This window comes from Kocuria sp. cx-455 (genome assembly GCF_057707085.1).
In genome coordinates this window covers 353,808-371,278 of sequence record NZ_JBYIPM010000001.1, presented here as the reverse complement: position 1 = coordinate 371,278, position 17,471 = coordinate 353,808, and the positions used below count along the sequence as shown (strand labels likewise).

The 17,471-nt window shown below is 65.3% G+C and carries 15 protein-coding genes; 9 read left to right on the top strand and 6 right to left on the bottom strand.

Going from position 1 to position 17,471, the window contains the following annotated elements:
• Positions 1–7: 7 nt before the first annotated feature.
• The 3 genes from AC3ENJ_RS01720 to AC3ENJ_RS01710 all read left to right on the top strand — a co-directional run bounded on the left by AC3ENJ_RS01720 (position 8) and on the right by AC3ENJ_RS01710 (position 2,880).
• Positions 8–1,009 carry an ABC transporter ATP-binding protein gene (locus AC3ENJ_RS01720; protein ID WP_431812854.1) on the top strand — a complete coding sequence of 334 codons (1,002 nt, stop codon included), beginning with the start codon at positions 8–10 and terminating at the stop codon, positions 1,007–1,009.
• Positions 1,006–1,788, top strand: a complete 783-nt coding sequence (locus AC3ENJ_RS01715; RefSeq protein WP_431812853.1) for an ABC transporter permease — start codon at positions 1,006–1,008, stop codon at positions 1,786–1,788. Before AC3ENJ_RS01720 ends, AC3ENJ_RS01715 begins: the two co-directional genes overlap by 4 nt.
• A 78-nt stretch (positions 1,789–1,866) precedes the next feature.
• Positions 1,867–2,880: a COX15/CtaA family protein gene (locus tag AC3ENJ_RS01710; protein ID WP_431812852.1), complete on the top strand. Its 1,014-nt coding sequence runs from the start codon at positions 1,867–1,869 to the stop codon at positions 2,878–2,880.
• Position 2,881: 1 nt separating this feature from the next.
• Here the strand turns inward: AC3ENJ_RS01710 and AC3ENJ_RS01705 are convergent, their stop codons facing one another.
• Together AC3ENJ_RS01705 and AC3ENJ_RS01700 are read right to left on the bottom strand one after the other, a co-directional pair.
• Complete coding sequence (locus AC3ENJ_RS01705) at positions 2,882–3,796, bottom strand: dihydrodipicolinate synthase family protein (RefSeq protein WP_431812851.1); 915 nt, start codon at positions 3,794–3,796, stop codon at positions 2,882–2,884.
• Between the two features lie 95 nt (positions 3,797–3,891).
• Positions 3,892–4,905: a heme o synthase gene (locus AC3ENJ_RS01700; protein WP_308495866.1), complete on the bottom strand. Its 1,014-nt coding sequence runs from the start codon at positions 4,903–4,905 to the stop codon at positions 3,892–3,894.
• Positions 4,906–5,203: 298 nt separating this feature from the next.
• Here AC3ENJ_RS01700 and tkt point away from each other — a divergent pair, with 298 nt between their 5' ends.
• From tkt to pgl, 6 genes are all read left to right on the top strand, one after another.
• On the top strand, positions 5,204–7,315 hold the full coding sequence (tkt, locus tag AC3ENJ_RS01695; RefSeq protein WP_431812850.1) for a transketolase: 2,112 nt from the start codon (positions 5,204–5,206) through the stop codon (positions 7,313–7,315).
• Between the two features lie 81 nt (positions 7,316–7,396).
• Positions 7,397–8,503: a transaldolase gene (tal, locus tag AC3ENJ_RS01690; protein ID WP_190780335.1), complete on the top strand. Its 1,107-nt coding sequence runs from the start codon at positions 7,397–7,399 to the stop codon at positions 8,501–8,503.
• A gap of 52 nt (positions 8,504–8,555) precedes the next feature.
• The gene (locus tag AC3ENJ_RS01685) at positions 8,556–10,160 is read left to right on the top strand and encodes a phosphoglucose isomerase-related protein (protein ID WP_431812849.1); all 1,605 of its coding nucleotides are present in this window, start codon (positions 8,556–8,558) and stop codon (positions 10,158–10,160) included.
• Positions 10,161–10,258: 98 nt separating this feature from the next.
• Entirely contained in the window at positions 10,259–11,797 is a 1,539-nt protein-coding gene (gene zwf, locus AC3ENJ_RS01680; RefSeq protein WP_308495865.1) for a glucose-6-phosphate dehydrogenase, read from the top strand.
• Positions 11,794–12,753 carry a glucose-6-phosphate dehydrogenase assembly protein OpcA gene (locus AC3ENJ_RS01675; protein WP_431812848.1) on the top strand — a complete coding sequence of 320 codons (960 nt, stop codon included), beginning with the start codon at positions 11,794–11,796 and terminating at the stop codon, positions 12,751–12,753. The genes zwf and AC3ENJ_RS01675 overlap by 4 nt, the downstream gene beginning before the upstream one ends.
• On the top strand, positions 12,750–13,520 hold the full coding sequence (gene pgl, locus AC3ENJ_RS01670) for a 6-phosphogluconolactonase (protein WP_190807238.1): 771 nt from the start codon (positions 12,750–12,752) through the stop codon (positions 13,518–13,520). The genes AC3ENJ_RS01675 and pgl overlap by 4 nt, the downstream gene beginning before the upstream one ends.
• Positions 13,521–13,798: 278 nt before the next feature.
• Here the strand turns inward: pgl and secG are convergent, their stop codons facing one another.
• From secG to gap, 4 genes are all read right to left on the bottom strand, one after another.
• The gene (gene secG, locus AC3ENJ_RS01665) at positions 13,799–14,053 is read right to left on the bottom strand and encodes a preprotein translocase subunit SecG (RefSeq protein WP_431812847.1); all 255 of its coding nucleotides are present in this window, start codon (positions 14,051–14,053) and stop codon (positions 13,799–13,801) included.
• A gap of 81 nt (positions 14,054–14,134) precedes the next feature.
• Positions 14,135–14,950 carry a triose-phosphate isomerase gene (tpiA, locus tag AC3ENJ_RS01660; RefSeq protein WP_190807237.1) on the bottom strand — a complete coding sequence of 272 codons (816 nt, stop codon included), beginning with the start codon at positions 14,948–14,950 and terminating at the stop codon, positions 14,135–14,137.
• An 84-nt stretch (positions 14,951–15,034) separates the two neighbouring features.
• Complete coding sequence (locus AC3ENJ_RS01655) at positions 15,035–16,258, bottom strand: phosphoglycerate kinase (RefSeq protein WP_431812846.1); 1,224 nt, start codon at positions 16,256–16,258, stop codon at positions 15,035–15,037.
• 92 nt (positions 16,259–16,350) lie between these two features.
• The gene (gap, locus tag AC3ENJ_RS01650; protein ID WP_190780328.1) at positions 16,351–17,358 is read right to left on the bottom strand and encodes a type I glyceraldehyde-3-phosphate dehydrogenase; all 1,008 of its coding nucleotides are present in this window, start codon (positions 17,356–17,358) and stop codon (positions 16,351–16,353) included.
• Between the last annotated feature and the right edge of the window lie 113 nt (positions 17,359–17,471).

Below are 17,471 nucleotides of genomic sequence, written 5' to 3'. Positions count from 1 at the left end.
TGTCGTGGTGCTGAACCACCCTGCTCCCACACAGTCTGCTCCGGATTTCGACGCCGGGTCCGAGGTTCCGGCTCTCCACATCACGGACCTGTCCAAGACGTTTGAGCGCAGGGGTGCTCGGGTGCACGCGGTGCGTGGGCTCAGCATGGCCGCCCACCGCGGCCGGGTGACGGCCCTGTTGGGAGCCAATGGCGCCGGCAAAACCACTACATTGCAGTGCGCGCAGGGTTTGCTACGCCCCACCTCGGGCGCCGTTCGTCTGCTCAACGAGGACCCGTGGCGGGCCTCGCCCGAGGTCAGGGCCCGCGTTGGAGTCATGCTTCAGGACGGCGGTCTCCCCCAGGCCGTGCGGCCCATGGAGCTGCTGCGCCACGTGAGTCGGTTGTACAAGGATCCCCGCCCGGTCACGGAACTCGTTGATCTGCTCGGCATCGAACCGTTCGCCACCACGTCCATTCGACGGTTGTCCGGCGGTCAGCGCCAGCGAGTGGGTCTGGCCGCGGCGCTCATTGGTCGGCCGGAGGTCTTGTTCCTGGATGAACCGTCCGCCGGGTTGGATCCCCAATCACGACACATTGTTTTCGACCTGATTGCCCGGTTGCGCGACGCGGGCACCTGCATCATTCTCACCACCCATCTCATGGACGACGCCGCCCGGTTGGCCGACTACGTCTACATCGTGCACCACGGTTCCGTGGCCGCCCAGGGCACGGTTGCGGATCTTGTGAGCGCGGAGCAGCACGCCCCCGTGGTGATGTCCGTGACCTTGCCCGAGAGCCGGGCGGTCGATCTGCGCGAGGCGCCACCCTGGCACACCGAACCCTTCCGAGAGATCGCGTGGACCGTGAAGGACCGCACGGTGACGCTCACCGGAGAGCTCACGGCACCTCTCATCCGCGAGATCACCCAGTGGGCGACCCGCAATGACGGCGTGCCCGAGGCGCTCAGTGTGCAACCCCGATCCCTGGAGGACGTGTTCTTGGAAGTTTCAGGAAGTGATCCCCGATGAGCGATCTCATGACCGCCGACCGGCAGCAACCCCGCGCCGCGAGCCTTCCGGCGCGAGTGCTGGCGCAGTCCCGGTACGAAACCATCACCATGGTGCGTAACGGCGAGCAATTCCTGCTGCTGATCATCCTGCCGATCCTCGCCCTGGTGGGTCTCACCGTCACCGACCTGCTCGATTCGTTCCGGCCCGACGGCGCCACCCGCCTCGACGTGGCCGTCCCCGGCGTGCTCGTGCTGTGCGTGATCTCGAGCGCCTTTTCCGGACAGGGCATTCAGACAGGTTTCGACCGCCGCTACGGGGTGCTGCGGTACCTCTCCACCACTCCCCTGGGCCGCGGCGGCCTGATCGCCGGGAAGTTGCTGGCCATCGTGGCCGTCCTGGTGCTGCAGTACATCCTGATTAGCGGTACGGCGGTGCTGATGGGATGGCGGCCGGAGCCGCTGGCCGTTCTTGCGTCCCTGCCCCTGCTCCTGCTCGTGGCCGTGGCCTTCACGGGGGTGGGCATGCTCATTGCCGGCACCCTCCGAGCCGAAGCCACGTTGGCGATCCTCAATCTCGTGTGGGTCGCACTGGCCGCGGGTGGGGGCGTGCTGTTCCCCACCTCGGCGCTGCCGGGGTGGATTTCATGGCTGGTCGACCTCTTGCCCTCGGCGGCGGCCGGCGAGCTGCTCCGCAGCTGCTTCCTGGCCGGTCGGTTCACCGTGGTCCCCGCGCTCGTTCTCGCTGCCTGGGCCGTTCTCAGCTGGGCGGCGACCGTTAAATGGTTCAAGTGGGTCTAGGCTCACCCGTGGAGCCGATTCCCCGGCCGGGCCGATACACTTTCCCTACCTCATTCATCAGCATCTGGAAGCAACGCCATGTCTGCCACCGTGTCCCCATCCGTCACCGATAACTTTTGGTGGCCCACCACCGTGACCCCCTGGGTCCGCGCCATGGCCATCGCCTCACTGGTGGCCAACAGTCTCCTGATCCTTACCGGCGGCCTGGTCCGGCTAACCGGTTCCGGCCTGGGCTGCCCCACCTGGCCGCGGTGCACCGACGAGTCGTGGACCAACACCGCGGAAATGGGAATCCACGGACTCATCGAGTTCGGCAACCGCCTGCTGACGTTCGTGCTCACGGTGGTTGCCGTTCTGACGTTCCTGGCGGTCCTTCGGTTGCGCCACCAGTTCCCCCGCATGTTTTTGTTCGCCCTGCTCCTGGGTCTCGGCATCCCCGTGCAGGCGCTGATCGGTGGCATCACCGTGCTGGTGCAGCTGCACCCGCTGGTGGTGGGTGCCCACTACCTGGTCTCGGCCACCATGATCATGTTGTCCACACTGCTCGTTCTGGACACCCGCCGCGCCGGCCTGGCCACCGTGGCGTACGCTCAGCGACCCGGTCAGCTCCCCGGTCGCGAAGTACCGGTTCGGCTCTTCGCCACGGCCGTGGGCGTTCTGTCCGCGATGATCCTCTATGTGGGCACCCTCGTGACCGGAACGGGTCCTCACGCCGGCGACGAGGACTCCGCTCGTCTCGCCTTCGAGCCCCGCTTGATCACGTTCACCCACGTGGTGCCGGTGTACCTGATCGTGGCAGTGGTGATCATTGCGTTGCTGCTGAGCAAGAAGCAGAACTGGCCCAGGGTGCTTGTGCGCGCCTACATGCTTTTCGCCGGCATTCTGGCGATGCAGGCCCTGGTCGGTTACTACCAATACCTCAACAACGTCCCGGTCCTGGCCGTGGCCATCCACATGGTGCTCTCGGCCCTCATGATCTGGACCGCAACCCGCGTGTGCTCCATGAGTTTCCAGATCACCAAGGATCCCACCGAGGCCCACGCCGATCGCGCCCTGGCCCGCGACAGCGACGTTACCGAGCCGGTCCTCTGAGTCAGTGCGCGATGCGCGGGCGGGTGGCGCGCAATTGCGCCACGGCGTCCGCGAGCACTTGCTTACTGCGGGAGGGAATCGGCAACAAGGGCCGGCGCGGAGCTCCCGTGCGCACCCCGCACACCTCGGCCAAAGCGTAAAGCACTGACAGCGGTCTCTCCTGCGCCATGAGGTGCATGAGCGGCGCCAGGGTGGCGCTCCACAGGGCCGCCTCGCTGTCGCGGTGATCGATGACCGCTCGGTGGAAGGCCACGAATTCGGGAGCCAGCAGGGCCGCCATACCGGTGTGCCATGGGGCCATGGGGTAATCGGCCACAATGATCTGATCCCCGCTGATTCCGTGCACGGTACTCGGATCCGCGCGCTGGGCGTAGAGCAGCTGACGCGAGTGGAAGAGCTTGCCGGATGACACGGTGTCCTTGAAGGCCACCACGTTGTCCAACCAGGACAGTTCCGCGGCCAGTTCCACGGGGTAGTTGAAGCCCGTGGTTTCCGGGTTGTTGTACAAACACAGCGGCAGCGCCAGCGATGACGCCACGGTCTCCACCTGGTCGGCGATCTCCTGCGAGACCAGCGGGATGTAGCTGAGCGGATTCAGAACCAGCCCGTCCGCACCGTTGTTCTCGGCCGCGTAGGCCATGGTCATGACCTCTCGGGTGGTCATTGCAGAAATACCCACGCCCACGGGGGTTTCCGACCCCGACGCCGCGTTCACGGCCACCTTGACCACGCGGGCACGTTCCTCGGCGCTCAGATACGCGAAGCTGCCGGAGGTTCCCAGAACGACCACGCCGTCCACTCCGCTGCGTGCCAGCTTGGCCACGTTAAGTTCCAAGGACTCCAGGTCCAACCCTCCGCCCGGCAAGAAGGGCGTTATGGGGTAGGCGATGACACCGGAGAAAGTCATGGACTGCATGAGCCTAGTTTAGGTGAGCCTTACACGAATCCGTGGGCACGGCGGGAGTCACCGCGCGTCAGGGGTGCCACGAGTGAGGCACGCTCGGAACCGGATCAGAAAATCGGTCCGCCGATGAACGGGTCCAGGGCCACACCCACGAACACGAAGGTGATGTAGGCAATGGAACCGTGGAACACGAGCATCGCCTGCTTGAGCGTGGGCTTCCCGGACTGTGCCATGGAATGCAGGGTGTGGCAGTGGTACAGGAACCAGCCGCCGGACGCCAGAGCAATGAGCGCGTACACCCAGCCCGCACCGCCCACCGGAACCAGCAGCAGGGAGCAGATCACGGTGGCCCACGCGTAGAGCACCACCTGGGCTCCCACGGAGCGGGCGGTGTCCACGGCGCCCAGCATGGGCACGCCGGCGCGGGAATAGTCCTCCGCGTACTTCATGGACAGCGGCCAGTAGTGAGGCGGGGTCCACAGGAAGATGAACATGAATAACACCAGCGCCGGCCACTCGATGGTGCCGCGCACGGCGGCCCAGCCGATCAGGACGGGCATGCAGCCGGCGATGCCGCCCCACACAATGTTCTGCGCGGTGCGGCGCTTCAAAATAATGGAGTAGAACACGGCGTACAGGGCAATGGCCACCACACCGAGCACGCCGCACAGCACGCTGACCCCCAAGGTCAACCAGGCCACGGCCACCGCGGACAGCACCCACGCGAAGATCAGGGCCTCCCGGTCACCCACTTCGCCGGTGACCAACGGACGACGCGCGGTGCGCTTCATCAGACGGTCTTCGTTGCGGTCGATGTAGCAGTTGAACGCACCCGCGGCGCCGGCTGCCAAACTGCCGCCGATCAAGGTGTTCAGGATGAGCCAGAAATTGGGCATGCCCTGCTGGGCGAAAATCATGGTCGGAACGGTGGCCACCAGCAAAAGTTCAATGATGCGGGGCTTGGTGAGCGCCACGTACGCCTTGATCTTGCGCCCCGCCGTCATGGGCCCCTCGTAACCCACCGGCGCTACCGAGCCGATGGAAGAGCCGGTGACACCGTGACCGCGAGAGGCCTGCGATGCACTTCGACCCGACTGTGCCGCGGTATCAAGGGGGTTCACAGAATCAATGCTCCAAATAATCGAATCCGGCGTCGTGGTGTTCCGAGCCGCACGGGGCAAGTACCGCCCTCCGGACGCGTACCTATACCCACACAGCAGTATAGCCGCCACACTGCGTAAATTCCGGGTGATGAGTGGCACGTCCGGGCGCATGATTCACCAACAGCACAAGACACTGACGTTGCCTCGGCCGCGGGACTAAGGTTGATGCTGAAACCCGTGTGGCCTACCCGGCGCAGCGTCGTCGAACCTCGTGGGCCGCCGTGGAGTACCCCACCGACGAAAGGGACTAGCTACCGTGCCGAACCTTGAGCAACCGCTGAACTGGACCGAACAGGACGCTCGTGCCGTGGATACCGCGCGCGTGCTCGCAGCCGACGCCGTGCAGAAGGTGGGCAACGGTCACCCCGGCACCGCCATGTCCCTGGCGCCCGTTGCGTACATGCTGTTCCAGAAGATCATGCGTCACGATCCCAGTGATGACCGCTGGACCGGCCGCGACCGATTCATCCTCTCCCCCGGCCACACGTCGCTCACGCTGTACCTGCAGTTGTTCTTCTCCGGTTACGGCCTGGAAATGGACGACCTGAAGTCCCTCCGCACGTGGGGCTCCAAGGTTCCCGGCCACCCCGAGTACCGCCACACCACCGGCGTGGAGATCACCACCGGCCCGCTCGGTCAGGGCCTGGCGTCCTCCGTGGGCTTCGCCTACGGCCAGCGCTACACCCGCGGGCTCTTCGACGCCGACGCCGCTGCCGGCACCTCACCGTTCGACCACAACGTCTTTGTGATCGCCTCCGACGGTGACCTTCAGGAAGGCATCACCTCCGAGGCCTCGTCGCTGGCGGGCACCCAGGAACTGGGTAACCTGGTGGTGATTTACGACGACAACAACATCTCCATCGAGGACGACACCAACGTGGCGTTCAACGAGGACGTTCTGAGCCGCTACGAGGCCTACGGCTGGGATGTCGCCCGCGTCGACTGGCGCCAGGGTGGCGAGTACAAGGAAGACTTGGACGCGCTGTACAACGCGATCGTTGCCGCCACCAAGGTCACGGACAAGCCCTCCATCATTGCGCTGAACACCATCATCGGCTGGCCCGCCCCCAATAAGCAGAACACCGGTGCCGTCCACGGTTCCGCGCTGGGCGAGGACGAGGTCGCCGCGACCAAGGAGATCCTCGGTTTCGACAAGAACGAGTCGTTCGTGATCGAACCCGAAATCTTCAAGCACGTGCGCTCCGTGGGTGAGCGCGGCAAGCAGGAGCGCGCCGAATGGGAGAAGTCCTTCGCCGCCTGGCGCGAGGCCAACCCGGACAAGGCCGCCCTGTACGACCGGATTCGTGACGAGAAGCTGCCCGAGAATTACCAGGCGGCCTTCCCCACGTTCGAGGCCGGCAAGGACGTCGCCACGCGCAAGGCCTCGGGGCAGGTCATTAACGCAATTGCGGACACGTTCCCCGAGCTGTGGGGCGGCTCCGCGGACCTCGCCGGCTCCAACAACACCACGATCGACAACGCCAAGTCCTTCATCCCGGCCAAGCGCTCCACGGACATGTGGGACGGTTCGCCCTACGGTCGCGTGCTGCACTTCGGGATCCGCGAGCATGCCGCGGCGGCCATCGTCAACGGCATTGTCATGAGTACGCAGACCCGCGCGTTCTCCGGGACGTTCCTGATCTTCTCGGACTACCAGCGCCCCGCGGTGCGCCTCGGCGCACTCATGCGGGTGCCCTCGATTTACGTGTGGACCCACGACTCCATCGGCCTGGGCGAGGACGGCCCCACCCACCAACCGGTCGAACAGTTGTCCTCCCTGCGCGCCATTCCCGGCCTGGACGTGGTCCGCCCGGCCGATGCCAACGAGACCGCCGTTGCCTGGCGCACGATCCTCGAGCATCACGACCGCCCGGCCGGTATCGCGCTGACCCGCCAGAACCTGCCCACGTTCGCTCGCGTGGACCTGCACCCGGACGCCGAGGGTGAGAAGTTCGCCTCCGCGGAGGGTGTGGCCCGCGGCGCGTACGTGCTCGCGGACACGGACACCACACCGGACGTCGTTCTGATCGCGACCGGCTCCGAGGTGGAGTTGGCCGTGGCGGCTCGCCGGCAGCTTGCCGAGCAGGGCGTTGCCGCCCGCGTGGTGTCCATGCCCTGCCGCGAGTGGTTCGACGCCCAGGACGAGGACTACCGCGAATCGGTGATCCCCTCGGGTGTCAAGGCCCGCGTGTCCGTCGAGGCCGGTGTCAAGATGTCCTGGAACGACATTCTGGGAGACGCCGGCCGCGCGGTGTCCCTGGAACACTTCGGCGAATCGGCCGACTACAAGACCCTGTACCGCGAATTCGGCATCACCGCCGAGGACGTGGTCAGCAAGGCTCAGGAGTCCATCGCCGCCGCGCGCTGATCCTCCCCATCGCCGGGCGGGGCGCACGCTGCGTCCCGCCCGGCCTCAACAGAATTTCCGGCACGAAGTTAGGAAGTCACAGTGAGCACTCCCACCAAGAAGCTGTCCGACGCGGGCGTTTCCATCTGGCTCGACGATTTGTCCCGCGAACGTTTGACCAGCGGTAACCTGCAGGAACTGATCGACACCAAGAATGTCGTGGGCGTTACGACCAACCCCACTATTTTCGCTGCGGCCCTGGCCAACGGTGAGTCCTACGCGGAACAGGTCTCCGAACTCGCCCGGTCCGGCGCGGACGTGGACGAGGCCGTCCTCGCGATCACCACCGACGACGTCCGGGACGCGTGCGACGTGTTCGCGCCGGTCGCCGAGGCCACCCAGGGAGTCGACGGGCGGGTGTCGATCGAGGTCGACCCCCGCCTGGCACAGGATGCCGACGCCACCTCTACCATGGCACAGCGGCTCTCCCAGACCATTGACCGCCCCAACGCCCTCATCAAGATCCCGGCCACCGAAGCCGGGCTGCCCTCCATCAGCGCAACGATCGCGGAAGGCATTTCGGTCAACGTGACCCTGATCTTCTCGCTCGAACGCTACCGCGCGGTAATCAACGCCTTCATGGTGGGTCTCGAGGAGGCCCTGGAGAACGGCAAGGATCTGTCCACCATCCACTCCGTGGCGTCGTTCTTCGTCTCCCGCGTGGACACCGAGATCGACAAGCGATTGGACGCGGTGGGCACGGACGAGGCCAAGGCGCTCAAGGGCAAGGCGGGTCTGGCCAACGCACGGCTGGCGTACCAGATCTACCAGGAACAGTTCTCCACCGAACGCTGGCGCCGACTGGAATCGGCCGGCGCCAACGCGCAGCGCCCATTGTGGGCCTCCACCGGTGTCAAGGACCCGTCCCTCCCGGACACCCTGTACGTCACCGAACTGGCGGCTCCTCACACGGTCAACACCATGCCCGAGAAGACCTTGGACGCCACCTACGACCACGGTGAGGTCACCGGGGACACGATTACCGGCACCTACCGGGAGTCCAACGAGATTCTGGATGCGATTGCCGAGCAGGGTGTCTCCTATCAGGACGTGGTCGACCAGCTCGAAACCGAGGGCTTGGACAAGTTCGTCGCGTCCTGGGACGAACTGCTGGAAACGGTGCGTACCGCCCTGGACAACGCCCGCTAACACACCGACCGCCCACCCACCAGCACCCATCGCACCCACGAGGAGGCTCCATATGAGCTCACTGTCATTGTCTGCGGCAGGCGCCGCACGTCAGGCCATTGAATCCGCGGTCCCCGGCCTGGTCGAGGAACGCTTCGCATCCAGACTCTTCGCCAAGGACCCCACCCTGTGGGGACCCGCGGCCCAGGAAGAGGCCGAGATTCGTCTGGGATGGACCGAGGCCGCCACGGTGTCGCGTCCGCTCGTGGCCGAGATCGTGCAGCTGCGCGATGACTTCGCCTCCGAAGGGGTCACGCGGTTCGTGCTGGCGGGCATGGGGGGCTCGTCCCTGGCGCCAGAGGTCATCACCCGCACCGAGGGCGTGGACCTCTTCGTGTTGGACTCCACCGACCCCGACATGGTGCAGCTGGCATTGCAGGATCTCGACAAGACCGCCCTGGTGGTTTCCTCGAAGTCCGGATCCACTGTCGAGACGGACTCGGCGCGCCGTGCGTTCGTAGCGGCCTTCGAGAACGCCGGTATCAATGCGCCGCAGCGCATCGTGGTGGTGACCGATCCGGGCTCGCCCATGGACGGCTCCGCCCGCGAGGCCGGGTACCGCAAGGTCTTCAACGCGGATCCCAATGTGGGCGGTCGTTTCTCCGCCCTCACCGCGTTCGGCCTGGTGCCCTCCGGACTGGCGGGCGTGGACATCGAGCAGCTGTTGGACGACGCCGAGGAAGCGGCCGAGTTCCTGCGCGACGATGACGAGGACAATATCGGCCTGCGCCTGGGCGCGGCACTGGGCGGGACCAAACCGTTGCGCGACAAGATCGTGATCGTCAACAACGGCGCGCCTGTGGTGGGTTTCGCGGACTGGGCCGAGCAGCTCATTGCGGAGTCCACAGGTAAGTCCGGCACGGGTGTGCTGCCGGTGGTGGTTTCCGAATCCGCTCCCGAGCTGACCGGCGGAGCGGACGACATCCTGGTGATCTCCCTCGTCGCCGACGACGCCGAACCCGCGGATCAGGAAGATAGCGTCGCGATCTCCGGCTCCCTGGCCGCCATGATGATGGCGTTCGAGGTGGCCACCGCCGTGGCCGGACGGCTCCTGGGAATTGATCCCTACAATCAGCCGGACGTTGAATCCGCCAAGAACGCGACGCGGGCGCTGCTGGCCTCGTCCCCGGAGCCCAGCCCCGCGGAAGCCACCGACGGTGCCATTGAAATCCGCGGTGCCGAGCAAGTGCTTCAGGGTGCGACCACGGTGACCGAGGCACTCAAGGCCCTGCTGGGTCAGCTGCCCGAGGATGGTTACGTGAGCGTGCAGGCGTACTTCGACCGTCTGGGCTGGGCGGAACTCGAGAAGATCCGTCCGCTACTGGCCGAGAAGACCGGCCGCCCCGTGACATTCGGGTGGGGTCCGCGGTTCTTACACTCGACCGGTCAGTACCACAAGGGCGGACCGGCCCAGGGTGTGTACCTTCAGATCACGGCCGCGACGGACACGGACGTGGACATTCCCGGGATCCCGTTCTCGTTCGGCGAGTTGATTTCAGCCCAGGCCCACGGGGATGCGCAGGTGCTCAAGGATCACCACCGCCCGGTGTTGCGCTTGCGCCTCACGGATCGCGCCGCGGGCGTGAAGCAGCTGCTGGAAGCCACCACCGAGCTCTAACATTATTACTATTCATATTTTCCGGTCACCGCGGGCCGGGGTGTCACGCCCACGTCGCTGCACCCCGGTCCGTTGACCCGGATGAGTCAGGGAGCATTGTGCCTCACCACACCAACAGCAACCCGCTGCGAGATCCACGCGACCGGCGCCTGACGCGCGTCGCGGCGCCGTCGTCCCTCGTGCTTTTCGGCGTGACCGGCGACCTCGCCAAGAAGAAGCTGCTACCGGCCATGTACGATCTGGCCAACCGCGGTTTGCTGCCCCCCTCGTTCTCCTTGGTGGGCTTCGGTCGGCGCGACTGGAACGACACGCAGTTCGCCGACTACGTGAAGAAGTCCATTGCGGGCAATGCCCGCACGCCGTTCAACGAGGACATGTGGGCGCAGTTCGCCTCCGGCTTGCGTTTCGTCCACGGCAATTTTGACGACGACGCCGCCTACGGACGTCTCGCCGAGACGCTCGCGGAACTCGACGCATCCCGTGGCACCCGTGGTAACCACGCGTTCTACCTGTCGATCCCGCCCAAGGCCTTCGACGTGGTGTGCCAGAAACTCGCCGACCACGACCTCGCGGACAGCAACGGCAGTCAGGGGTGGCGGCGCGTGGTCATTGAGAAACCCTTCGGTCACGACCTCGAATCGGCCCGCGAACTCAACGCGATCGTGGAACGGGTGTTCCCCGCGGACAGTGTGTTCCGCATCGACCACTACCTGGGTAAGGAAACGGTTCAGAACATCCTGGCCCTGCGTTTCGCGAACCAGATGTTCGAACCGTTGTGGGACACCCGTTACGTGGACCACGTGCAGATCACCATGGCCGAGGACATCGGTATCGGGTCGCGCGCCGGGTACTACGACGGCGTGGGCGCCGCCCGCGACGTCATCCAGAATCACCTGCTGCAGTTGCTCGCCTTCACGGCTATGGAGGAACCGCCGGCGTTCTCCGCGCATCACCTGCGTCGCGAGAAGGCGAAGGTCCTGGAATCGGTGATCCTCCCGGATGACCTGGGCGCCTACTCCGCCCTGGGGCAGTATTCGGCGGGTCTGCAAGGCGGTGCCGAAGTCAAGGGATTCCTTCAGGAACAGGACATTCCCGCCGATTCCCGCACGGAGACGTACGCGGCCCTGCGCCTCGGGATCAACAACCGCCGCTGGGCGGGAGTGCCGTTTTACCTGCGGGCCGGCAAACGCCTGGGCCGACGGGTGACCGAGATCGCCGTGGTGTTCAAGAAGTCGCCCAATCTGCTGTTCCGCTCCCCCGATAAGGACGATTTCGGTCAGAACGCCATTGTGATCCGCATTCAGCCGGACGAGGGCGTGACCATCCGGTTCGGTTCCAAGGTTCCCGGCACCCAGTCGGAGATCCGGGATGTGACCATGGACTTCGGGTACGGCCACGCATTCACCGAATCAAGCCCGGAGGCGTACGAACGACTGATCTTGGACGTGCTTCTGGGCGAGCCACCACTGTTCCCCGACCACTCGGAGGTCGAGCTGTCCTGGAAGATCCTGGACCCCTTCGAGCAGTACTGGGCGGGACACCACATCATGCCTGACGCTTACGCACCCGGATCCTGGGGTCCGGACTCGGCGGATCAGCTCATGGCTCGCGACGGACGTGTCTGGAGGCGACCGTGATCGTACAAATGGAAAACACCACCACCTCGCTCATCGAGAAGAAGCTGCACGCGCTGCGGGACGAGAACGGGGTGGTGACCCTGGGCCGGGTGCTCACGCTGGTGATCCTGGCGCGCGCCGGTCACTCGGAAATGGCCATAGAAGCCGCCAATTTTGCCAGCCACGAACACCCGTGCCGCATCATCGTGCACGTGGCGCACTCCGCGAACGAGGCTACCCGGCTGGATGCTCAGTTGCGCATGGGCGGGGACGCCGGCGCCTCGGAAGTGATCATTCTGCACGGCTACGGTGAACTCGCCGAACCCACGGAAACGCTGATCTCCGCGTTGTTGCTGCCGGATGCACCCATTGTGGCGTGGTGGCCCCACGACTTCCCGGACTCCCCCGGTGAGTCGTCCATCGGGAAGATCGCTCACCGGCGCATCACCGATTCCTCCCGCGCCGACGACCCGTTCACGTCACTGCGGCAGCTGTCCCAGCAGTACCGGCCGGGTGACACCGATCTGGCGTGGACCCGCATTACCAGCTGGCGGATCCAACTTGCCGCGGTGTTCGATCAGATCGGTTCCGTACCCGTGCGTGAAGTCATTGTGGAGGGCGCGGAACGCTCCCCCTCGGTGGTGCTCATGGGCGTGTGGTTGGCCGGCGCGTTGGGTTGCGAGGCGAAGTTCATCACCCAGTCGGAGTGCTCCGGGATGGAACGGGTCACTCTGGTCACGGATGAGGGCCCTATCGAACTGCACCGCCCCGGCAGCACCGTGGCCGTCCTCAGGCAACCCGGCCAGCCGGATCAGCAGATCGCCATGCCGGTGCGTGACCTCAATGTGTGTCTGGCCGAAGAACTACGACGGCTCGATCCGGACGAGGTCTACGGCGATGTCATCACCAAGGCGCTGCAAAGCGCACGGCTGGAAGAGGCCGTTGGAGAGGTCACGGACGGAGAGGTGTCCCAGTGAACCACGCCCGCATTGTCCCCCACGGTAGTCAGGAGCAACTCGCCCAGGAGACGTCCCGGCGGGTCATCTCCGTGTTGGAGCAGGCCCAGGACGAACGCGGTGAGGCCACGCTGGTGCTGACCGGCGGCAGCATGGGAAACGCGGTGATCCAGGCGGTCGCCAACGATCCGGATTCCGCACTGGTCGACTGGTCCCGCGTGAACGTGTGGTGGTCGGACGAGCGATTCGTACCCGGCTCGGATTCCGAACGCAACGGTGTGCAAGCCGCCGACGCCGCCCAGGGGCAGTTGGATCTGGAATGGGACCGTATTCACCCCATTGCGGCATCGGATGAGATGAGCACCGCCGAGGAAGCCGCCGCCGATTACCGCGAAGAGCTCGCCACCGCCGCTCAGCAGGAGGGCGAGGACGGTGAATTGCCCCGTTTCGACCTGCTGCTGCTCAGTCTGGGCCCGGACACCCATGTGGCGTCGCTGTTTCCGGGACGTCACGAGGTGACCGTGACGAACACCCCGGTGATGGCCGTGCACGACTCCCCCAAACCACCGCCCACGCGGGTGACCATGAGCCTGCCCGCGATCAATTCGGCGGACCGGGTGTGGTTGCTGGTGGCCGGCGGCGCCAAGGCGGAGGCACTCGCGGCCATCCGCGATCCGGAAGCGACCGCACAGTCCGCACCCGGTAGCGCAGTGCGAGGCACCCAGGAAACCCTGCTGCTCGTCACGGAGGACGCCCTCCCCGGTCTCCCCCAGGATCCCGAGGGCTAACCAGAACCCCAACAGACACCTGAGGTGCCGGTGGAACCCCTGGCATGGGTCAGAAGGGCCCCACCGGCACCTCAGGTGTGTCGCGGGGTTCTTACGATCCTTGACCGTCTAGGGATGCCGACGGCGCTGCCAGTACCTCACGTGTGGCCACCTGCCGACGGCGCTGCCGCCACCTCACCTGTGGCCGCCTGCGGCCGGGGGTGCCACGGACTTTTAGCCGAAAAATGCGCAAGGCCCGCAGACCGAAGTCTCCGGGCCTTGCGCGATGCCGTCGGCGCTCACACCACGGGGGGCGCGAACCGCAGGGAGAGCGCGTAGCCCACGATGGCCAGGACCCACACGATCGCCAGTACGGTGGTCATGCGGACCACGTTCCTCTGGGCTGCTCCCGAGGTGTTCAAGGACTGGGTCATGCCGCCGCCGAACATGTCGGACAGGCCGCCGCCCTTGCCCTTGTTGAGCAGCACGAACATCACGCACAGAATGCTGGTGACCACAATGATCACTTGCAGGGCAAGCTGCAGGATCTCCACGTAAAGCCTCAATTCCTGGGGAGTCGCTGATCGAGCGTGGGAGCGACACGGAGTCTCTCCGTGAACCGCTCGTTGGAACGCTTAGTTGTTGAGCAGATGCTGCTCGAACCGTGCAATCTTAGCAAACTCCTCGGCATCCAAGCTGGCCCCGCCCACCAGGGCACCGTCCACGTCGGAGCCGGCCAGAATGTTCGCCACGTTGGAGGACTTGACCGAGCCACCGTAAAGAACACGGGTGGCCCGCGCGAAGTCTTCACTGTACAGCGTGCCGAGTTCCTTGCGAATGGCCGCGGCCATCTCCTGCGCGTCCTCCGGCCCGGCCACTTCGCCGGTGCCGATGGCCCACACGGGTTCGTAGGCGACCACGAGGCCTTCGAGTTCCTTCTCGTTCAAATCCGCCAGGCTGCCGCGCAACTGCTCGAGGGTGAAGGCCACGTGATTGCCGGACTGGCGCTCGTTCAGGCCCTCCCCAATGCACAGCACGGGGGTCAGGTTGTGACGAATGGCCGCCCGGATCTTGTCCCGGCACAACTCATCCGATTCCTGGTGCACGGTACGGCGCTCGGAGTGGCCCACCAGTGCGTAGCTGCACCCCAGCTTGGCCAGGAACTCGCCGGAAATGTCACCGGTGTAGGCTCCGGAATCCTGATCGGAAAGATCCTGGGCGCCGTACCCGATTTGCAATCCGTCGCCCTCGACCAGTGACTGCACCGAACGCAGGTCCGTGAACGGCGGGAAAACGGCCACCTCGACGCGCTGGAAATCATGCTTGGCGTCCTTGAGGGTCCACGCGAGCTTCTGCAGCAGGGCGATCCCTTGCGCGTGGTCCATGTTCATCTTCCAGTTGCCCGCAATCAGGGGTGTGCGGTCGAAGTTTCCATCGGTCTTGCTGGTCATAGCTTCTCCTTTGAATCAAACCGCGCGGAGCCCCTGTCGTAACACGGGCCCCGCGCGGCACTCATGATCGGTTCGGGGCGGGTATCAGGCGCCCAGTGCCACCACACCCGGAAGTTGCTTGCCCTCGATGAACTCCAGGGAAGCGCCGCCACCGGTGGAGATGTGCCCGAACTGCTCGTCGCTGTAGCCCAGGTTGCGGACGGCCGAGGCGGAGTCGCCGCCGCCGATCACGCTCATGGCCTCCGAGGTGACCAGTGCGTCCGCCACGGCCTTGGTGCCATTGGCGAAAGCGTCCATTTCGAACACGCCCACGGGGCCGTTCCAGAAGACGGTCTTGGCGGAGCCGATCCGGTCCGCGAAGATTCGGGCGGAGTCGGGTCCGATGTCCAGGCCGAGACCCGAATCGCCGATCTCGCCTCCCTCGATGTCCTCCACGGGGCGCACTTCGTGCTGGGCGTCCTTGTCGAAAGCGGCCGCGTAGACGACGTCCACCGGCAGCACGATCTCGGTTCCAGCGGCCGAGGCTTTGTCCAGGTACCCCTTCACGACGTCGATCTGGTCCTTCTCCAGCAGGGAGCCACCCACGGAGTAGCCCTGGGCGGCCAGGAAGGTGAAGACCATGCCGCCGCCGATGAGCAGCGAATCCGCCTTGCCGATCAGGTTGTCGATCACGGCCAGCTTGTCCGAGACCTTGGAACCACCCATGACCACCACGAAGGGTCGCTCGGGATCGGAAATGACTTTCTTGAGCACGTCCACTTCCGTCTTGACGAGGTCCCCCAGGTACCCCGGAAGCTGCTGGGCAATATCGAACACGGAGGCGTGCCTGCGGTGGACCGCTCCGAAGGCGTCGTCCACGTAGGCGCCGTTGTCTCCGGTCAGCGCGGCAAGCTCGGCCGCGAATTCCTGCCGCTCGCCGTCGTCCTTGGACGTTTCACGCGGATCGTAACGAACGTTTTCGAGCACGAGGATTTCGCCGTCCCGGAGCGCCTCGGCCTTGGCCCGGGCGTCCTCGCCGACCACGTCGGTGGCGACCTTGACGGGCGCGTCCGCCAGCTCAGCGAGCTTCTGCGCGGCCGGGGCGATCGAGTACTTGGGGTCCACCTGGCCCTTGGGTCGCCCCAGGTGGGCCATGACGATCACGCGGGCGCCGGCCGCGGTCAGCTTGGTGAGCACGGGTAGCGAGGCGCGCACGCGACCGTCGTCGGTCACGGTGGTGCCGTCCAGGGGCACGTTGAGGTCCGAGCGGACGAGCACGCGTCGGCCGGAGACCCCCTCAGAAATCAGTTCATCCAGCGATTTGGCCATGTCCGGTTCATCCCTTTCAGTGAGACAGCAGATCCTTATGACAGCGGCGCCGGTACCCCCCCAGGGGCACCGGCGCCGCTCATAGGTCTAACTTAGAGCTTATCTGCCACGTGGGACACAAAGTCGACCAAACGAATGGTGTAACCCCATTCGTTGTCGTACCAGGCAATGACCTTGACCTGGTTGTCCACGACCTTGGTCAGCGGAGCGTCGAACACGGTGGAGACGTCGTAACCTTCGATGTCCGTGGACACCAGGGCCTCCTCGGAGTACTCGATGATGCCCTTGAACGGACCCTCGGCGGCCTTCTTGACGGCCGCGTTGACCGACTCCACGGTGACGTCCTTCTCGACGTCCACGGTGAGGTCCACGATGGACCCGGTGGGGGTGGGAACACGAACGGCAAAGCCGTCCAGCTTACCCTTGAGCTCCGGGAGCACCAGCCCGACCGCTGCGGCCGCACCGGTGGTGGTGGGAACCAGGTTCAGAGCCGCAGCGCGGGCCCGACGCAGATCCTTGTGCGGGGCGTCGTGCAGGCGCTGGTCACCGGTGTAGGCGTGAATCGTGGTCATCAGACCGCGCTGGATGCCGAACTCGTCATTGATGACCTTGGCCAGCGGGGCCAGGCAGTTGGTGGTGCATGACGCGGCCGAGATCAGGTTCATGGTCTCGGGGTCGTAATCCTCATGGTTGACGCCGTACACGAACGTGCCGTCAACTTCCTTGCCCGGAGCGGAAAGGACGACCTTCTTGGCGCCGGCGTCGATGTGAGCCTGCATTTGCGGGCCCTTGGTGAACTTACCGGTGCATTCCACCACGATGTCCACGCCGAGCTCGCCCCACGGCAGTTTGGCGGGGTCCTTCTCGGCCAGGAACTTGATTTCGTGATCGTCGACCTTCATGACGTCGCCCTCGAGGGAGATGTCGGCGTCCACGCGGCCCATGACCGAGTCGAACTCGAACAAATGCTTCAGCGTCTCCGGATCGGTCAGGTCGTTGACGGCCACGAGCTCGATGTTGTGTCCGTGCTGCGTCTGCAGGGCGCGTGCGAAGTTGCGGCCGATGCGTCCGAAGCCGTTGATGCCAACCTTGATGCTCACTGCGATCTCCTCTTGTCATTGACAATGTCGGTCAGCGGGCCCGTCCCTAAGTCGATGTTGGATCGGTCACAAACGGTAAAGATCCAACATCCTCTGGTCTTTACGTTGCCAGG

Coding starts and splice junctions, on each gene's coding strand:
- AC3ENJ_RS01685 (WP_431812849.1), top strand. CDS start 8,556: ATGAGCTCACTGTCATTGTCTGCGGCAGGCGCCGCACGTCAGGCCATT.
- tpiA (WP_190807237.1), bottom strand. CDS start 14,950: ATGACCAGCAAGACCGATGGAAACTTCGACCGCACACCCCTGATTGCG.
- AC3ENJ_RS01655 (WP_431812846.1), bottom strand. CDS start 16,258: ATGGCCAAATCGCTGGATGAACTGATTTCTGAGGGGGTCTCCGGCCGA.
- AC3ENJ_RS01705 (WP_431812851.1), bottom strand. CDS start 3,796: ATGCAGTCCATGACTTTCTCCGGTGTCATCGCCTACCCCATAACGCCC.
- AC3ENJ_RS01715 (WP_431812853.1), top strand. CDS start 1,006: ATGAGCGATCTCATGACCGCCGACCGGCAGCAACCCCGCGCCGCGAGC.
- AC3ENJ_RS01710 (WP_431812852.1), top strand. CDS start 1,867: ATGTCTGCCACCGTGTCCCCATCCGTCACCGATAACTTTTGGTGGCCC.